Annotated in this window: 14 protein-coding genes and 1 CRISPR repeat array; of the genes, 4 read left to right on the forward strand and 10 right to left on the reverse strand. The window is 73.7% G+C overall.

All coding sequences use genetic code 11. The features are described 5' to 3' along the window. The first annotated feature begins 135 nt into the window (after positions 1-135). Complete coding sequence (locus ABZ945_RS24670) at positions 136-1731, forward strand: MDR family MFS transporter (RefSeq protein ID WP_361273357.1); 1596 nt, start codon at positions 136-138, stop codon at positions 1729-1731. 55 nt (positions 1732-1786) lie between these two features. Beyond that, positions 1787-3157: a CRISPR direct-repeat array (repeat unit 29 nt; unit sequence CGGAACACCCCCGCTCGCGCGGGGACCAC). Between the two features lie 179 nt (positions 3158-3336). On the opposite strand, the gene ABZ945_RS24675 is transcribed toward ABZ945_RS24670, so the two are convergent. Beyond that, positions 3337-3717 (reverse strand): hypothetical protein, encoded by a 381-nt coding sequence (locus ABZ945_RS24675; protein WP_361273360.1) that lies wholly within the window; start codon positions 3715-3717, stop codon positions 3337-3339. Positions 3718-3752: 35 nt separating this feature from the next. Beyond that, entirely contained in the window at positions 3753-4967 is a 1215-nt protein-coding gene (locus ABZ945_RS24680; RefSeq protein WP_361273362.1) for a hypothetical protein, read from the reverse strand. A gap of 233 nt (positions 4968-5200) precedes the next feature. On the opposite strand from ABZ945_RS24680, the gene ABZ945_RS24685 reads away from it, so the two are divergent. Further along, positions 5201-5590, forward strand: a complete 390-nt coding sequence (locus ABZ945_RS24685) for a hypothetical protein (protein WP_361273364.1) — start codon at positions 5201-5203, stop codon at positions 5588-5590. 72 nt (positions 5591-5662) lie between these two features. Here the strand turns inward: ABZ945_RS24685 and ABZ945_RS24690 are convergent, their stop codons facing one another. From ABZ945_RS24690 to ABZ945_RS24710, 5 genes are all read right to left on the reverse strand, one after another. Further along, positions 5663-6073: a hypothetical protein gene (locus tag ABZ945_RS24690; protein WP_361273367.1), complete on the reverse strand. Its 411-nt coding sequence runs from the start codon at positions 6071-6073 to the stop codon at positions 5663-5665. Further along, entirely contained in the window at positions 6067-6828 is a 762-nt protein-coding gene (locus ABZ945_RS24695) for a M23 family metallopeptidase (RefSeq protein WP_361273369.1), read from the reverse strand. The genes ABZ945_RS24690 and ABZ945_RS24695 overlap by 7 nt, the downstream gene beginning before the upstream one ends. Before the next feature lie 43 nt (positions 6829-6871). After that, entirely contained in the window at positions 6872-7750 is an 879-nt protein-coding gene (locus ABZ945_RS24700) for an NlpC/P60 family protein (RefSeq protein ID WP_361273371.1), read from the reverse strand. A gap of 94 nt (positions 7751-7844) precedes the next feature. Beyond that, complete coding sequence (locus ABZ945_RS24705) at positions 7845-8405, reverse strand: sigma-70 family RNA polymerase sigma factor (protein WP_361273539.1); 561 nt, start codon at positions 8403-8405, stop codon at positions 7845-7847. A 131-nt stretch (positions 8406-8536) separates the two neighbouring features. Next, complete coding sequence (locus tag ABZ945_RS24710; protein WP_361273374.1) at positions 8537-9196, reverse strand: M15 family metallopeptidase; 660 nt, start codon at positions 9194-9196, stop codon at positions 8537-8539. A 446-nt stretch (positions 9197-9642) separates the two neighbouring features. On the opposite strand from ABZ945_RS24710, the gene ABZ945_RS24715 reads away from it, so the two are divergent. After that, positions 9643-12882, forward strand: a complete 3240-nt coding sequence (locus ABZ945_RS24715; RefSeq protein WP_361273376.1) for a BTAD domain-containing putative transcriptional regulator — start codon at positions 9643-9645, stop codon at positions 12880-12882. 122 nt (positions 12883-13004) lie between these two features. Then, positions 13005-13439: a hypothetical protein gene (locus ABZ945_RS24720; protein WP_361273379.1), complete on the forward strand. Its 435-nt coding sequence runs from the start codon at positions 13005-13007 to the stop codon at positions 13437-13439. 115 nt (positions 13440-13554) lie between these two features. On the opposite strand, the gene ABZ945_RS24725 is transcribed toward ABZ945_RS24720, so the two are convergent. The 3 genes from ABZ945_RS24725 to ABZ945_RS24735 all read right to left on the reverse strand — a co-directional run bounded on the left by ABZ945_RS24725 (position 13555) and on the right by ABZ945_RS24735 (position 15804). Next, positions 13555-14007, reverse strand: coding sequence for a lamin tail domain-containing protein (locus tag ABZ945_RS24725; RefSeq protein WP_361273381.1), 453 nt, complete (start codon positions 14005-14007; stop codon positions 13555-13557). Positions 14008-14132: 125 nt separating this feature from the next. Further along, the gene (locus tag ABZ945_RS24730) at positions 14133-15044 is read right to left on the reverse strand and encodes an oxygenase MpaB family protein (RefSeq protein ID WP_361273384.1); all 912 of its coding nucleotides are present in this window, start codon (positions 15042-15044) and stop codon (positions 14133-14135) included. A gap of 148 nt (positions 15045-15192) precedes the next feature. Then, positions 15193-15804: a hypothetical protein gene (locus ABZ945_RS24735; RefSeq protein ID WP_361273387.1), complete on the reverse strand. Its 612-nt coding sequence runs from the start codon at positions 15802-15804 to the stop codon at positions 15193-15195. Between the last annotated feature and the right edge of the window lie 131 nt (positions 15805-15935).

Here is a 15935-nt window from a genome sequence, read left to right on the forward strand (position 1 = left end):
CCCCGCCGACGACTCCTCGCACGCAACCGCCTCCGCCTCCGCCGACGCCGACGCGCTCCGGACGGCCCGCGGCCGCCGGCCCCGCCGCCGGAGCGACTCGCACACCGGCAGGTGGTCGTCGTCCTCTCCGGACTGATGCTCGGGATGTTCCTCGCCGCTCTGGACCAGACGGTGGTGCTCACCGCCCTGCGGACCATCGCCGACGACCTGGACGCCGCCAGTGCGCAGGCGTGGATCACCACCGCGTATCTGATCACCGCCACCGTCTCCACCCCCCTCTACGGGAAACTGGCGGACATCCACGGCCGTCGCCCCCTCTACATCGCCGCGATCACCCTGTTCGCCGCCGGATCCCTGCTCTGCGGCTGTGCCACCTCCCTGCCCCAGCTCGCGGTCTTCCGCGGGGTGCAGGGACTCGGTGGCGGCGGGCTGATGTCCCTGGCGATGACCGTGATCGCGGACATCACCACCCCGCGTGAACGCGGCCGCTACCAGGGCTGGTTCACCGCGGTGTTCGGCGGGGCCAGTGTGCTCGGCCCGCTGGTCGGCGGCCTGCTCGCGGGCGCCGGCACGCCCGGCGGGGTGGCCGGATGGCGGTGGATCTTCCTCCTCAACGTCCCCCTGTCCGCCCTGGCCCTCGCCGTACTCCTCCGCGTGCTGCGCCAGGTGCCCCACCACCCGGTGCGCCACCGCCTCGACCACCCCGGCGCGCTGGCCCTGGTGGTGGGCGTGGTGCCGCTGCTGCTGGTGGCGGAACGGGGCCGCGACCTCGGCTGGACCTCCCCGACCGCGCTCATCCTGTACGCGGCCTCCGCGGCCGGGTGGACCGCCTTCGCCCTGCTGGAGCGGCGGGCGGGACCCGCGGCGCTGCTGCCGCCGGCCCTGCTCCGCATCCGTACCTTCCGCCTCGGCGTGCTGCTGCACTTCTGCGCGGCCATCGGCATGTTCGGCGCGATGGCCGCGCTGCCGCTGTACCTCCAGCTCGCCCGCGGCATGGACCCGGCGGCCGCCGGACTGGCCATGCTGCCCAGCACGGCCGCGAACGTGGCGGTGACCCTGGCCGTCGGCCGCCTGGTGGCCCACGCGGGCCGCCCCAAACCCGCCCTGGTGGCAGGCCTGGGCTCCCTAGCCGCCGGACTCCTGATCTTCTCCACCCTCAACCCCGACAGCCCGCCCTGGTACCTCGCCCTCGGCCTCGTCCTGCTGGGCGCCGGGCTCGGGGCCGCGCAGCAGACCATGACCACACTGGCCCAGTCCGACGTACCGCGCGCTGACATGGGCGCCGCCACGGCCGGGGTGAACTTCTCCCGCTCCATCGGCGGCACCCTGGGCACGGCCGCCTTCCTCTCCCTGGTCTTCGCCTTCGCCGCCGACGGCGTCACCACCCGCGTGGCCACCGCCCTGCGCGACCCCGCCCTCCGCCACCTCGCCGAAGACCCGGCCAACGCCACCACCCTGGCCGCGGTGACGCGCCCGGACGGCACCGTCGACCTGGAGGACACCGCCTTCCTCGGCCGCCTCCCCTCCGCCCTCGCCCGCCCCTTCCTGGAGGGCTACCTCGACGGCCTGCACGCCGCCTTCCTGCTCGGCACCGCCACCGCCCTCCTCGCCTGCGCCCTCGCCGCCACCCGCGTCCCCCACCTCACCCTCGCCGACACCCCGCCCCCACCCCCGCCCTCCGGCGACGCCACGGTGAAGCCCCCGTCGGGGACGAGCCCGCAGGGCGTCTGAGGCCCCCGGCGAACGACAAAGCCACGGCGCAGCAGAGCACATGGAGGACAGCGGGCGGCCGCACCCCCCCCGCGCGGGGACGACTCGGTCACCCCGACATGTCGGGCGTCTGGGCCCGGCATACCCCCGCTCGCGCGGGGACCACGTCGCTCTCGCCTCGGTGATGGCCCACGACGCCGGAACACCCCCGCTCGCGCGGGGACCACCACACCCACCACCTCGGAACGCTGCCGGGCATCGGAACACCCCCGCTCGCGCGAGGACCACACCTGCCGCCCCGGAGCCACCCCGGCCCGGGGCGGAACACCCCCGCTCGCGCGGGGACCACCTGCGTCGGGCGTTGTCGCACGCTCGTACCGGCGGAACACCCCCGCTCGCGCGGGGACCACGGGTCGACGGTGCGGCCGTCGATGGACAGTCCCGGAACACCCCCGCTCGCGCGGGGACCACAGGCCGATCTTGGCGAAGGCGGCGTCGATGTCCGGAACACCCCCGCTCGCGCGGGGACCACATAACCTCGGGCTGGAGCGAGGTCGACCAGTCCGGAACACCCCCGCTCGCGCGGGGACCACTCCGGCATGGACCCGGGCGCGATGGAGTCCAGCGGAACACCCCCGCTCGCGCGGGGACCACGACCAGTTCCCCGAGCTGTCCATGCCGAACGCCGGAACACCCCCGCTCGCGCGGGGACCACCGGTACGACTGCGCGGCCGGGGTGAACCCCAGCGGAACACCCCCGCTCGCGCGGGGACCACTACAAGCTGGCACCGTACCTCTGGCACAACACCGGAACACCCCCGCTCGCGCGGGGACCACGACCTGATGATCGTCCTGCCGCACCCGGGGAACGGAACACCCCCGCTCGCGCGGGGACCACCCGGGCTGCCCGGGGAGGGGCGGGTCGTCCACCGGAACACCCCCGCTCGCGCGGGGACCACTCGGCGTACGCACCGAAGACCTTGATCACCGGCGGAACACCCCCGCTCGCGCGGGGACCACTGCTCCACGGGCAGGCCCACGCGCTCGGCGACCGGAACACCCCCGCTCGCGCGGGGACCACGACTCCGGGTCGGCCGGGCGCCGCCGCCACCGCGGAACACCCCCGCTCGCGCGGGGACCACATCCGGTCCTGGACCAGCTCACGCATCTGGTCCGGAACACCCCCGCTCGCGCGGGGACCACGCTACGCGCCGACCGCCCGGGATCCGCTGATCCGGAACACCCCCGCTCGCGCGGGGACCACAACGTGCCGGCCCAGGACAAGGTGGCCGCGCACGGAACACCCCCGCTCGCGCGGGGACCACGTGGCGAGTCCGAATCCGACGGACCCCTCCGGCGGAACACCCCCGCTCGCGCGGGGACCACCCCGCATCCTGGGGCGGCACCGGCTCCACGCACGGAACACCCCCGCTCGCGCGGGGACCACGCTTCGCGACCTGGGCAGTTAACCGCGCTTTGCCGTTTCTTTACCTCTTCGAAGAGGGCTCCTCTTGCTGTGGCGGTGAGTTGGGTCGTCAAGCATGACGGACCACTCTAACGGGCTTGCCGTGTTTTCGAGTTGCCGCATTGCGTTCGCTGAACGCGCAGAGCGGCGGGCATCGCCTCCTAGCACTCGCCGCGCCAGACCACCTTGGTGAAGACGACCTCGTCGCCGAAGGTGTTGATGTAGGCGCCCGGGCCGGGGTTGTAGTGGAGGCAGGTCGAGGAACCGCCGCCGCCGTTCTTCCAGGTCCAGTCGAACTGGATGTGGTCGTAACCGGGCTGGGGGCGGCCGTTGTTGAAGATGGACAGGCCTGTCACCGAGCCCGACCAGTTGCCCGAGGACTTGTGCACCAGCCGCCCCGTGGCGCTCTCGCCGGAGTAGATGCAGAAGTAGCCCTTGTCGCAGCCGGGCGGGTTGGGTTCGGCGGTGGCCGGCGGGGCCGTGGTCAGGATGGCGGTGGCGGACATCGCTGCGGCAAGGGTCGCGAGCACGCGCTTGTTCATGGGGTCTCTCCTTGTGTGGGTGTGGTGAAGGGGAATCAGCAGACGGGTACGCCGGGGACCTGGTTCTCCAGGACGCTGAGGTAGATGTTGGTCATATAGCCGCCGTACTGGGGGAGATGGGCCCACCAGTCGTTGACGTAGGGCGGGACGCTGACCTCCTGGCCGCGCTTCTGGCAGCGGACCAGGACCTCGACGCCGGCGGGCAGGGTGGTGATCGCGCCGGAGGTGGTCGAGGTCGAGGTACGGACCCGTACCCCGTTGCCCCAGGTGCCGACCCAGGTACCGGCCGGTCGGGTGGCGCCGGGCACGTTGAGTGAGCGGGTCAGCCGGCCCACGTCGCTGTACGCCTTGCCGTAGGACGTACCGCTCGGGTGCAGGGTGAGGACGGCCACGATGGTGCGGTCGCCGGCGCCCACCACGCCCGTGGTGTGCAGCGCGGGGCGGGACAGGTCGATCGCCTCGGCGCTGTGCGGGGCCTGGGTGGGCGTGGCGGAGCTCGCGGCCGAGGTGCAGCCGCCCGAGCTGAAGCCGGACCAGCCCTGCTTGACCGCCCACGGCCGTTCGAAGGAGCCGGCGATGCCGAAGTGCTGGTCGTAGCCGTCGGTGGCACAGCGGGTGGACTGCCGCAGGTTGCCGAGGAGGTAGTCGCGCACCGCGGCCGGGGCGGAGTCCAGCAGATGGCGGTAGATCCGCACGGTGTCACGGGCCGAGAGGGCCGTGTAGCCCCAGTAGCCGGGGTGGGTCGCCGGGGGCCGGGCGGTGTCGGTCAGACCGAGGCGGGAGACCATCCGGTCGACGATCGCGCCCCCGCCGTTCGCGGACCAGAAGGCGCTCGCGGCCGCGTCGTCGCTGCCCCGCAGCATGGTGTCCACCCTGGCCCGGTCGGCGGCGGACAGGGCGTCCGGGCTCCGGCCCCACAGCAGGTCCAGGGCGATCAGCAGCTTGACCACGGAAGCCGAACGGAACTGGGCCGAGGTGTTCAGCTGCTCGGTGAACGCGCCGGTGCGGCGGTCGAAGACGGCGACCCCCGCCGTCACCCCGGCCGGCACCTCGGCCTGGGCGGAGGCGCCGGCCGGGGGCGGGGAGGGGAAGGGGGAAGGGGAGTTCGCGGCGTTGGCGGCGCCGGTGGTGCACATCAGGGCGGCGAGGGCGGTGGCGGCCCACAGGCCCGGACGGGTCGTGCCGCGGTGGGGGGAACGGGGAGCGGAACGGGGGGTGCGCCGTCCGCGCGTGCTGATCAGGGTCTTCATCGTGGTCCTCGGGGTCGGTATCGGGGGGTTGGGGGGCGTGCGTTGGTGTCATGGGGCAGACGGGGGCAGCGCCATGGGCCGTATGAGGGGGCCCTGGACCGGGGCACTCATACGGGCGGTCGGTCCCGTACGTCGGGGAGACGGGCCCGCGCGCCCGCTCGGGCGCCTTGGCCCCGCGCCGACTCGTCCGATCCCGTCCCGGCCACGCCTGGCCCGTACCGTCCGGAGCACCCATGTCCCAGCGCCTCATCCGCCGCGCCGCCGCGGGCCTCGCCGCCGTCGCCGCGCTCTCCCTGTCCACCGCGACCGGCACCGCCCACGCCGGGGCCGCGGGGTTCTATGTCTCGCTGCAGACCAACAGCAACATCCGCTCGCTGCCGAACACCCAGAACGTGCCGATCCTCAACACCGGTTCCACCAGGGACCGTTACTACATGGACGGTGTCTGCTACGTGCACGGCCAGCCGGTCACCGCCGGCGGCTACCACACGGACGTCTGGTACCGGGGCACCGTCCATGACTCGGTGATCGGCAATGGCCCGTACCGGAATGTGTGGGCCTGGGGCGGCAACGTCAACATCGGCAAGGACCCCTCCGACTCCGTGGGCCGCTGCCCGAGCTGACGACGCCGGATGCCCCCGGGACCGCGGTGCTGGTCCCGGGGGCAGGCGTCCGGGTGCGGTACGGGACGGGGTTCAGCAGGTCGGCAGGCCGCCGTCCGGTTCGTCGTCGCGGCCGCCGACGAGGAAGATCTCGCTCATGTACGCCGACGGCGCCATGCCCGTCGCCGGGGTCTTCACCCACCAGGTGTGCCAGTAGCCGCCGTAGGTCGCACGGCCGCCCTTGATCTGGCACAGCACCCTCAGCCAGCCGCTGTCCGGTGAGGTCGCGATGACCGGGGCCTGCTGGTCGGGCGCGGAGCGCAGATTGACGTTCGCCCCCCAGATGGGGCAGCGGAAGGTGCCCGGATAGTCGGGGTCGCGGGTGCAGGGCGCCGAGTCGGCGGCCCGCGCGGTCGGGGTGAGGCCGGGGGAGAGGAGCACCGCGGCGGCGGCCAGGACCACCGCCGCGACACCCCTCGCACCGGCGCGGGCGCCGGTCAGCACGTCCGCACGCCCGGCAGCCAGGCGTCCGGGTGGTCGATGTAGATGTTGCTGACATAGCCGCCGAGCGCCGGGACGTGGGACCAGGCGTCGTTCTTGTAGCCCTCGGCCTCGACCAGGTCACCGCGCTTCTGGCAGTCCACGTAGACCGGCGTCGGCCCGCTCAGCGTGCGCACCACCGCCGCGTTCAGCCGGGCGTCGGCCCGTACCCGGACCGAGGTGCCCCAGGTGGTGAAGTTGGTCCCCGGCGTCCCCCCGCCCGGGGTGCACGGCAGCCCCACCCCGCGCGCGGACAGATACGGACCGGGGTCCATGCCCCGGGTGCTGGAGGTGGAGCTGTGCGCCTCGAAGTGCAGATGGGGGCCGGTGGACTGGCCCTCGGAGCCCATTCGCGCGATCAACTGGCCGCTGTTCACCCGCTGGTTCACGGAGACCAGGCGCTCGTACATGTGCCCGTACTCGGTGACCGTGCCGTCGTCGTGCCGGATGCGGATCCACTGGCCGTAGCCGCTGGCCGTGCCGGAGACGATGACCGTGCCCGGGCCGGCCGAGTAGATGGGCGTACCGCGGTTGTTGGCGATGTCCACGCCGTCGTGCCCGGAGTGCCACCCCTGGGTGATGGTTCCGGCGGCCGGGCAGGACCCGGCGTAGCCGGCGGGCTGGGCGGGCGGCGCCGCCTCGGCCGCGCCGGCCGTGAGCGGGAGCAGCCCGGCCGCGACGGCCGAGGCGGCGAGCAGACGGAGGGATGTGGTGCGCATGGGGGCAACTCCGATGAGTAAGACGAGGAGAGGAAAGGGTGGGTCAGCAGGTCGGGACGTCGGGCAGCCAGGCCGCCGGGTCGTCGATGTAGATATTGGAGATCCAGGCCCGGTACTTCGGCAGATAGGACCAGGCGTCGTTGCGGTAGCCCTCGGCGTTGACCAGCTCGCCGTGCTGCTGGCACTCGACATCCACCGCGGTGGGGCCGGGCAGCCGGACCACCGGCGGCTTGGCGGTACCGGGCTCCGGGCGGAGGCCGACCCCGGTGCCCCAGGTCATGAACCGCTTGGTGCCGGCCGGCGGCTGCTCGGCGCCGGCGATCCGCAGGGCACCCGCGTACTGGGCGTTCAGCCGCACATCGCTGACCATCACCGGCGTCCCCGACTCCCGGGCCTCGACCATTTTGCCGCCGCCCAGGTAGATGGCGATGTGGTGGACGCTGTTGAGGTTCGCCGGGTTGGAGCCCCACAGCAGCAGATCGCCCGGCTGCAGCGGGCCGAGGCCCTGGACGTGGGAGAACCGGGCGCTGGCGCCGCTCCACTGGGCCTGGTTCCACGAACCCTCGGGCAGCGCGATCCCCGCGCCCTGCCACGCCGCGTACTGCACCAGATGCGAGCAGTCGAAGCCCTTCACCTTGCTGTCGTGGGCGCCCGGGCCGCCCCCGGGGTAGTCCTGGCCATGGGTCGGCCCGTGGATCGAGCCACCGCCCCAGGAGTAGGGCACACCGAGCTGGGAGCAGGCGGCGTTGACGATCGCCTGCGCCTGGTCGGGCGCGTTCGCCTGCGGACGGCAGTCGGCGGTGGCCGTCATGGCCGTGGCGGGCAGCGGTGACGCGGCGGCCGCCGCCGTACCCGTACAGCTCAGTGCGGTGGCGAGCAGCAGTCCTCCTGCAGCCGCCATGGTGCGGTTGGTGCGGTGCATGCGGTTCCCCCTGGGATGGTTCATGTGCCGTGCGCGAGTGCGGTGGTGGGAGTGGGGCGTACGTGGGTGGGTGAGGCGGCCGTGGCGTGGCTGGTCAAGCCGCGCGGGTGTGCCGGGTGTGCCCCTGTGGGAAGAGGACGGGAGCGGCGGGGCGTTCGTATGCCTGCTGCGGCGCCGCGTCGAGGGTGGCCCTGATCTTGGCGAGCCCCCGCATCCGGTTGCGCTGCACGGTGCCCCGGTGGGCGCCGAGCCGCTCGCCCGCCATGTCATGGGTGAGGTCCTCGATGTCGACCAGGATCACCGCGGCCGCCTCCTTGGGGGACAGCCCGCGCAGCAGCGCGGTCGCCACCGCCTCGGCCTCCTGGCCCGCGAAACCGCCGTCCCAGCTCTGCTCGGGCAACTGGTCGGTGCAGCGCTCCTGGTGGGAGGGGTGCCGCCACAGGTCGCGCAGCAGGTTCAGCGCCGCCGCGCAGGCATAGGCATACGGCTGCCGCTGCCGGGCCAGAGTGTGGCAGCGCGCCCGGCGGGAGAGCCTGAGGTAGGTCTCCTGGAGCAGGTCGTCGGCGTCGTGCGGATTGCCGGTGAGGGCCAGCAGCCGGCGCCGCAGCCTGGGCATCACGGTGGTGAAGGCCTCGTCGAACTCGGCGACGGTCATGGGCTCGTCGGTGGCGGTGGCGGTGGCGGTGGCGTAGGCGGTGGCGGTGGATTGGTCGGTGGTGACGGTGGTTGGTGTCGGACGGGTGTGCTCCATGGTGTTCCCCCGTTTTTCTGTGTTGTGGACTCTCGTCATGGGCGGGCCGGGGCGGCGGGCCCGTAGAGGGCCGCCGGCGCTCCGGTGAGCAGCGCCCAGTACCGGTCGCCGTACGACCAGTGCCACCACTCGGTCGGGTAGTTGACGAACCCGGCGGCCGTCATCGCCCGGCCCAGCACCTCGCGGTTGGCCCGCGCTTCGGCGGTGAGACCGTCCGCGGCGGTGCGGCAGCGGCCCTCGCTCTCCTCCGGTGTGGCGTTGACCTCGGTGCCGAGCGGGAGCTCCGTCCCGTCTCCGGTGCACAGGGTCAGGTCCACCGCGCCGCCGCTGACATGCGGGGCGACCTCCGGGGGCGAGATGTACGCGCTGGCCAGCTCGCGTATCCGGTCGGCCGGGGCGTCCGGGTGGGCGGCGCACAGGGTGGCCGTGTAGGCGTCGAAGTAGCGGCGCTGCAGCGCGGGGGGCCGGTAGCCCTCCACCATCAGCAGGTGCACACCCGAGGGCAGCGCCCGCTGGGCGAGCAGCAGCCGGCGCAGCACACCGGCCCTCAGCCGGGCGTACGAGCCGTCGTCGTCGGCCTTGCGCGGGTCGATCCCCAGCGCGGGGAAGTCCCGTACGTCGAGCAGCGGTTCACCTGTCTCGCGGACAGGTGTCCCGGCCACCCGGTGGTCGGAGAGGAGGATGAGGTCCGTCACGCTCACAGCGTCGGGGCGGACTCTGCAGGAGCGCTGCATTCCCTCTGCAGGAAGCGCTGCAACCTCCTGCAGACGGCGGCTGACTGCGGGGTGTTGCAGGAGACGGCGGGGAACTGCTGGGCGGGTCGCGGGGGATACGGAGAGAGGGGCGGAGATTGGTTCCGGTGGCGCTCATACGGGCGGCGGGCCCGCTCCGTCCCCGGGGCGGACGTCGGGCGGACGCCGGGCGGCCCGCGTTGCGGACGCCGAACGGGCTCCGTGGCGAAAGTCGGACAGTCTCTTCAGTGAAATGGGGGGAATCCTCACCGGACACCCAGCGAATTCAAGCCACCTGTCGTCCCACCGCGCCGCCCTGCGCCTCCAGGCAGCGCGGCGACTGGCATGCCCGCAGGCGGGCGCCGGTATGTTGTCCCTGACGCGGGGGAGCGTGAACATCGGGGGACAGGGTGGACGTTCGCCTTCTGGGTCCGGTCGAGGTGTCGAGCGAAGGGCACCGTATTCCGCTGAACGGCGCGAAACCGACCGCCATTCTCGCCGCCCTGGTGGTACACCTCGGTGAGGTCGTCTCCGCCGAACGACTGGTCGACCTGGTCTGGGACGAGGATCCGCCCGCCACCGCCCGGGCGCTCGTCGCCTCGCATGTGTCCGGACTGCGCCGCGCCCTGGCCGGACGGGAGGGCGCGGACGCCATCCGCACCCGCTCCCCGGGATATGTCGCGGAGTTCCCGCCCTCCGCCGTGGACGCCCGGCGCTTCGAGACCGCGTGCGCCGAAGGGCGGAACGCGGCGCGTGACGGGCGGGCCGAGGAGGCCGTGGACATCCTGCGGACCGCGCTCGGGCTGTGGCGCGGCCGGGACGCTCTGGAGGGGCTGGGCCAGAGCTTCGCCCGGGTCGAGGCCATGCGGCTGGTGGAACTCCGGCTGGAGGCACAGGAGTTCCGCTTCGCCGCCGAACTGGACCTGGACCGCCGAGGCGACCTGGTCGCCGAACTCGTCGCCCATGTCGCCGCCCACCCGCTGCGGGAGCGCCCGCGCGGCCAGCTGATGACCGCGCTGTTCCGCACCGGCCGGGCGGCCGAGGCGCTGCGCTGCTACGACGAGGGCCGCCGGCTGCTCCGTACCGAACTGGGCGTCGACCCCGGCCCGGAACTGCGGGCCCTGCACCGGGCCGTGCTCCAGGCGGACACCGCGGTGCTGGGAGCACCGCCCCGCCCCCCGACCCCGCCCGTACCCGCGTCCGTGTCCGTACGCGTACCCGCCGGTGAGGACGGCGCGGACGCCGGGCCCGTCCACCGGGACGACCGCCGACCGGCACCCTCCCAACTCCCACCCGACGTCTCCGACTTCGTCGGCCGCACCGAGCAGATCGGCTGGGCCACCACGCTCCTGGAGCAGGTGCGCGACCCGCGGCGCACCGCTCCGCCCATCGGCGTGGTCTCCGGCCGCTCGGGCACCGGGAAGACCGCCCTGGCCGTCCATGTGGGGCACCGCACGGCCGCGCTCTTCCCCGACGGGCAGCTCTTCGTGGACCTGCGCGCTTCGGACTCCCAGCCGGTACGGACCGCGGACGCCCTGGCCCGGCTGCTGCGCGCCCTGGGTGCCGACCCCGACACCCCGGCCCGGGACGAGGAGGACCTGCTCGGCCTGTACCGCACCCATCTCGCCCGGCGCCGGGTGCTGCTCATCCTGGACAACGCGGTCAGCGAGGCGCTGCTGCGGCCCCTGCTGCCCCCGGGCGGCGGGTCGGCCGTACTGATCACCTGCCGCCGCCGGCTGGTCGCCCTGGAGGGCGCCGCCCATCTCGACCTGGGCGTGCCCACCGACACCGAGGCGAGGGAACTGCTGGCCCGGGTGGCCGGCCCGGCCCGACCGCCACTGGAGCCCGAGCAGGCCGCCGAGGTCGTCGCGCTCTGCGGCCGCCTTCCGCTCGCCGTCCGTGTCGCCGGCGCCCGGCTCGCCGCCCGCCCGCACTGGACCCCGGCCCGGCTGGCCACCCGGCTGCGGGACGAGCGCCGCCGCCTGGACGAACTGCGGGCCGGCGACCTGGAGGTGCGCGCCAGCCTCGGGCTCGGTTACGCCGACCTCGACCCGCAGGGGCAGCGCGCCCTGCGCCGCCTGGCCCTGATGGACCTGCCCGACTTCGCCGCCTGGGTTGCCGGGCCGCTCCTCGACGTGGACTCGGAGGAGGCCGAGGACGCCGTCGAGCAGCTGGTGGACTGCCACTTCGTGGAGGTCGTCCGCACCGACGAGACGGGTCTGACCCGCTACCGCATCCACGACCTGGCGCGTGAGCACGCCCGGGAACGTGCCCTGGCCGACGAGGAACCGCGGGAGCGCGGGGCGGCGGTACAGCGGCTGGTGGACCGCTGGCTGGGGCTGGCCCGTGAAGCGGCGGCCCGCGGCCCGGGCGGTGCCTCGCGCCTCCTCCCGGTCGCTCGTGAGGACGAGTTCCCCGTCGCTCGTGAGGACGAAGTCCCGGTTGCTCGTGAGGGCGAACCCCCAATCGCTCATGAGGACGAACCGGCGGTCGGCTGCCGGGATGAGCAGGCGGACACCTGTGCCGTGAGAGAAGGACCGGCGGGGGAGACGGGGGACCTGCCGGGGGAGCCCACCGCCTGGTTCGCCGCTGAGCAGCGGTGCCTGCTCGCCGCGGTCACCCACTGCGCCGAGCACGGGATGACCGACGCCGCCCGCGAGCTCGCCACCGCGCTGACGGCCGCCTCCGCCGCGCTCTACAACCAGTTCGACGCCTGGTCCCGCTCCCATGACACGGCCCTGGAGGCGGTGCGCCGCAGCGGGGACGTCGAGGGCGAGGCCTGGCTGCTCAACGGCCTCGGCCGGCTCCGCCTGGAGCAGGACCGGTACGAGGACGCCCACACCTACTTCGCCACGGCACTGGGCCTCTTCGAGGAGCGGGAGGTACGGCGGGGCCGCGCGGAAGCCCTGACCGGCATGGGCACGGCCCGCCGCGAACAGGCCCGCTACGACCAGGCTTTGGCGCTGCTCACCTCGGCGCTGGCCCACTACCGGGAGCCGGAGGACACCGCGCCGATGGCCCATGTGCTCTACGGGATCGGGTCCGTCCACCGCGACCGGGGACACGACGAGGGAGCCTGGGACGCGCTGTCCCGCTCACTGGACCTGTATGTCTCCGCCCGGGACCGCCACGGGGAGGCCCTGGCGCTGCGCGCGTTGGGGCTGTGCCACCGGGCGCGCGGTGATCTGCCGGGCGCGGAAAGCCTGTTGCGGCGATCCCTGGCCGTCTTCGAGGGGACGGACGACGCCTTCGGTGTCATGTACGCCAGCCAGGCCCTGGCCAAGGTGGAGTTGCGGCAGGGCCGGTTGGCCGAGGCCCGGCGCCGCCTCGACCGGTGCCTGGGGATCACCCGCGAGCGGCAGGACCTGTTCGGCGAGGCGCTGGTCCTGCGGACCCTCGGCGAGTGGCACCTCGCCGCCTCGGATCTGCCGCAGGCGACGGAGACCCTGCGGCAGGCAGTGGTGCTGTGGGGGCGGCTGGCGCTGCCGCTCTGGCGGGCCCGCACCCTGCGGGACCTGGCCCGCGCCGCCGTGGCCGGGGGCGCGGTGGAGACCGGTCGCCGCTACGAGGAGGAGGCGGGGGTCGTCTTCCGGGAACTCGGCAGCCGTGAGGCCCTGGAGCCTCCGGCCGTGCGGCCCGGCCCCCACTAGGCGGCGCACGCCGTCCGGGACGGTGGTCATACGGGCGAGGGGCGCCGGCCGTCGGCAGGGTGCGGGGCGGCGCCCGCCGCCTGCCATCACCGCCTGCCATCACCACCGGGAGAGGCTCCACCATGACGGTCCCCACCACCCACGCCCGCTTCGGCCGCCGGTTCCTGCGGCCCCTCGCCGGTGCGCTGGCGATCGCCGGCTCGATCCTGCTGCCGGCCGCCCAGCCGGCGGCCGCTCACCCGCCGAGCGGCTCCGTGTACGTGTGGGCGAGCGACGTCCGGGTGCGGTCGTGCCAGAGCACCTCCTGCGACCTCGCCACGACCGAGCGGCTGACCCGGGTCAGGGTCAAGGCGTACTGCCAGATGAACATGGGCGAGCCGGGACGGGTCACCGACGGCCCCTACACCAACACCTACTGGGTCCAGGTGATCACGCCGGGCGGGACCCTGGGGTGGATCTCGGCGGTGTTCGCCAGCGGCGGCTCCAATGACCGCCCGGTGCCGGGCGCCCCGGTCGACGGGCCCTCGGACCCCACCATCGACTGTGAGTTCGTCTGAGCCCGATCCGCGATCCGCGATCCGCGCGAAGGTGCCCCGACGGGCTCGGCGCGAGCCGTCCGCCGGGGCACCTGGTCCGGCGGCCATCAAGGCCGCACATGCCTGATGACAGCCGTCAGCACACCTTGTAGTCGACCCGGGTCGAGTTGTACGAGCAGGTGTCGACGCGGGTGCCGTTCGCCTTCTTCAGGGTGGCGGTGTCCCGGTCGTTGTTCCAGACGTACGCGCGCCGCTGCTGGTACACATTGGCCGCGGTGTTGGTGCCCCGGCCGGTGCGGACGGTGACCGTCTTGCCCCGTCCCAGGGTGTACGAGCCGAAGGTGTATCGGTGGTTGGAGGCGTCCGTGACCGTCCAACCCCGCAGGTTCACCGAGGCGTTGGTGGTGTTGCGGATCTGGACGTACTCCGCGTTGAGGCTGGTGTTCGACCGGCGGTCGGTGCCCGGGCTGTCGTAGTAGATCTTGTACAGGTGCACCGACCCGGCGGCCTGTGCGGGGGTGGGCATCGAGACGATGCCCATCGCCGCCACGGCAGCGGTCGCCGCGGCGATGGAGCGGATACGCAGCATGAATGTCCCTTGTTCACAGCCGGGCACCCCCCAATTCGGGCCCGGCGGGACGCTCAGACTAAGCGATTGGTTGAAAGTTGCGCAGGCGGATCATCGGATCGGTATTCATGGCTGTTCATGGCTGTTCATGGCTGCGATCCGCGTGCCGCCGCCTGCCGCCCGGGCCCCATCGCCCAGCGGATGGTGCCGGTCACCAGATGCCCACCGGGCCGTACGAGCAGAGGCTCGGCCACTCCGGCCGGGCGCCGCAGTCCCAGCTCGGCGCGGGCCCAGGGCGGGAGCAGGCCCACCGCGTTGGCGGCCAGCAGGGCGTAGGGCGGCCGGGCCGGCCAGGGCAGCGGCGGATGGCGCAGCAGATAGCGGACCGTCTCGCGCGCCTCGGGGGTGGCCCGCAACTCGGGCCGGTAGGCCCGGAAGCGGGCGGCCAGCGCGGCCCGGTCGCGCGGTGGGTCGTGCGCTCCGAGCGCCTCGGCGATACGGGCGGTGTCCGCGAGGTAGCCGTCGCAGCCGGCCGGGTCGAGCGGGCGGGCACCGAAGCGCTGGTGGGCCGCGAGGAACGAGGCGACCTCGGCGATATGGACCCAGGCCAGCAAATGGGGGTCGTCGGCCCGGTACGGCGTACCGTCAGGGGTGGTTCCGCGGACCCGGCCGTGGATGGCGCGGACCTGGTCCACCGCCTGCCGGGCGTCATCCGCGGTGCCGAAGGTGGTCACGGCGAGGAACGTGCTGGTACGGGCGAGCCGGCCCCAGGGGTCGCCCCGGAAGCCGGAGTGCTCGGCGACGGCGGCCATGGCCAGCGGGTGCAGCGACTGGAGCAGCAGCGCGGCCAGACCGCCGACGAACATCGAGGCGTCCCCGTGCACCCGCCGCACCGGGCGGTCCGGGGCGAACCAGCGCGGCCCGGGGGTGTGGTGGATGCGCCGCCGGTTCTCCGGGCCCTGCGGTCCGGCCACCCGCGCGAACAGGGCCTCCCCCAGGGCGCCCCGCATCCCGCCGCGTATTCCGCCGCGTCCTTCCGAAGCCGTCCTGTCGGACATCCGGGCCTCCCGCCTCGACGCTCCCAGTGTCCCATCCGGGTCCCATCCGGGCGGGGAAACCCCGGCGAGGAACCCCCGGCGAGGCGGATGAAGGGACTCCAGGGCAGTCCCGTCGACCCCATCGGCCCCATCGGCCCCGTCGGCCCGGTCAGCCGAGGGTGAGCCGGAAGTACGCCGCGTCGCGGTAGGCGGGGCCCGGCGGGCGGACCTCCACGGTGACCGGGACGCCCTTCCGGTCGGCCCTGAGCCGGACCGGGACGGTGCGCTTGTCGTCCTCGGCCAGCGGCGGTATCAGGGCGTCGGCGCTCTCCTCCCGGTTGGTCCAGTTCAGGCCGGTGCCCGGGTAGTAGTCCTCCGAGGGCTTGCCGGCCCGGATGACGAGCGGGGCTTCACCGCTCTCCGCGACGGCCTCGACGTGCTCCTCACCGCCCGGGTGCTGGGTCGTATCGGTGTCGTTGTCGTAGGTCACGGTGAGGCTGTAACTGCCGTCGGCCTCAGGCTGTGCCGCGCTGACGGTGACCTCCATGCCGTCCTCCCAGCGGGCGGTCGAGCCGGGACCGAGCGGGTTGTACGCGTCGCCGGAGCCGCCGTTCTCCAGCTGCCCGTAGCCGTCCAGCCCCTTCTCGAACTCGGCGAACCCGTACGCTCCGAGCAGGAACAGTGCGGTGCCGATGACCATCGCGACCGCGCAGCCGGTGAACCCTTTCTGGCTCTGGTCGGCTGGCGCGGGGGTGGCGGAGGGAGCCTGCGGTGTTTCCATGCCGTCCACGCTAGAGCCGGACCGGTGTTCGATCATGAGCGCTGCTACTCAGGGTGGGTGAGTACGCCAGAGGGGGTGGAGGGCGGGGCGTACTCCGCCCGGGAAAGGACCGGTCGGTCCCTCCGCCCCCC

The sequence above is a fragment of the Streptomyces sp. NPDC046887 genome, assembly GCF_040644755.1.
Taxonomy (GTDB): Bacteria; Actinomycetota; Actinomycetes; order Streptomycetales; family Streptomycetaceae; genus Streptomyces; species Streptomyces lichenis.

Bases quoted from the DNA above. Each gene is read 5' to 3' on its own strand.
- ABZ945_RS24730 (WP_361273384.1), bottom strand. From the start codon at position 15,044: ATGTCCGACAGGACGGCTTCGGAAGGACGCGGCGGAATACGCGGCGGG.
- ABZ945_RS24720 (WP_361273379.1), top strand. From the start codon at position 13,005: ATGACGGTCCCCACCACCCACGCCCGCTTCGGCCGCCGGTTCCTGCGG.
- ABZ945_RS24675 (WP_361273360.1), bottom strand. From the start codon at position 3,717: ATGAACAAGCGCGTGCTCGCGACCCTTGCCGCAGCGATGTCCGCCACC.
- ABZ945_RS24735 (WP_361273387.1), bottom strand. From the start codon at position 15,804: ATGGAAACACCGCAGGCTCCCTCCGCCACCCCCGCGCCAGCCGACCAG.
- ABZ945_RS24695 (WP_361273369.1), bottom strand. From the start codon at position 6,828: ATGCGCACCACATCCCTCCGTCTGCTCGCCGCCTCGGCCGTCGCGGCC.
- ABZ945_RS24700 (WP_361273371.1), bottom strand. From the start codon at position 7,750: ATGCACCGCACCAACCGCACCATGGCGGCTGCAGGAGGACTGCTGCTC.
- ABZ945_RS24670 (WP_361273357.1), top strand. From the start codon at position 136: ATGCTCGGGATGTTCCTCGCCGCTCTGGACCAGACGGTGGTGCTCACC.
- ABZ945_RS24705 (WP_361273539.1), bottom strand. From the start codon at position 8,405: ATGACCGTCGCCGAGTTCGACGAGGCCTTCACCACCGTGATGCCCAGG.
- ABZ945_RS24680 (WP_361273362.1), bottom strand. From the start codon at position 4,967: ATGAAGACCCTGATCAGCACGCGCGGACGGCGCACCCCCCGTTCCGCT.
- ABZ945_RS24685 (WP_361273364.1), top strand. From the start codon at position 5,201: ATGTCCCAGCGCCTCATCCGCCGCGCCGCCGCGGGCCTCGCCGCCGTC.
- ABZ945_RS24725 (WP_361273381.1), bottom strand. From the start codon at position 14,007: ATGCTGCGTATCCGCTCCATCGCCGCGGCGACCGCTGCCGTGGCGGCG.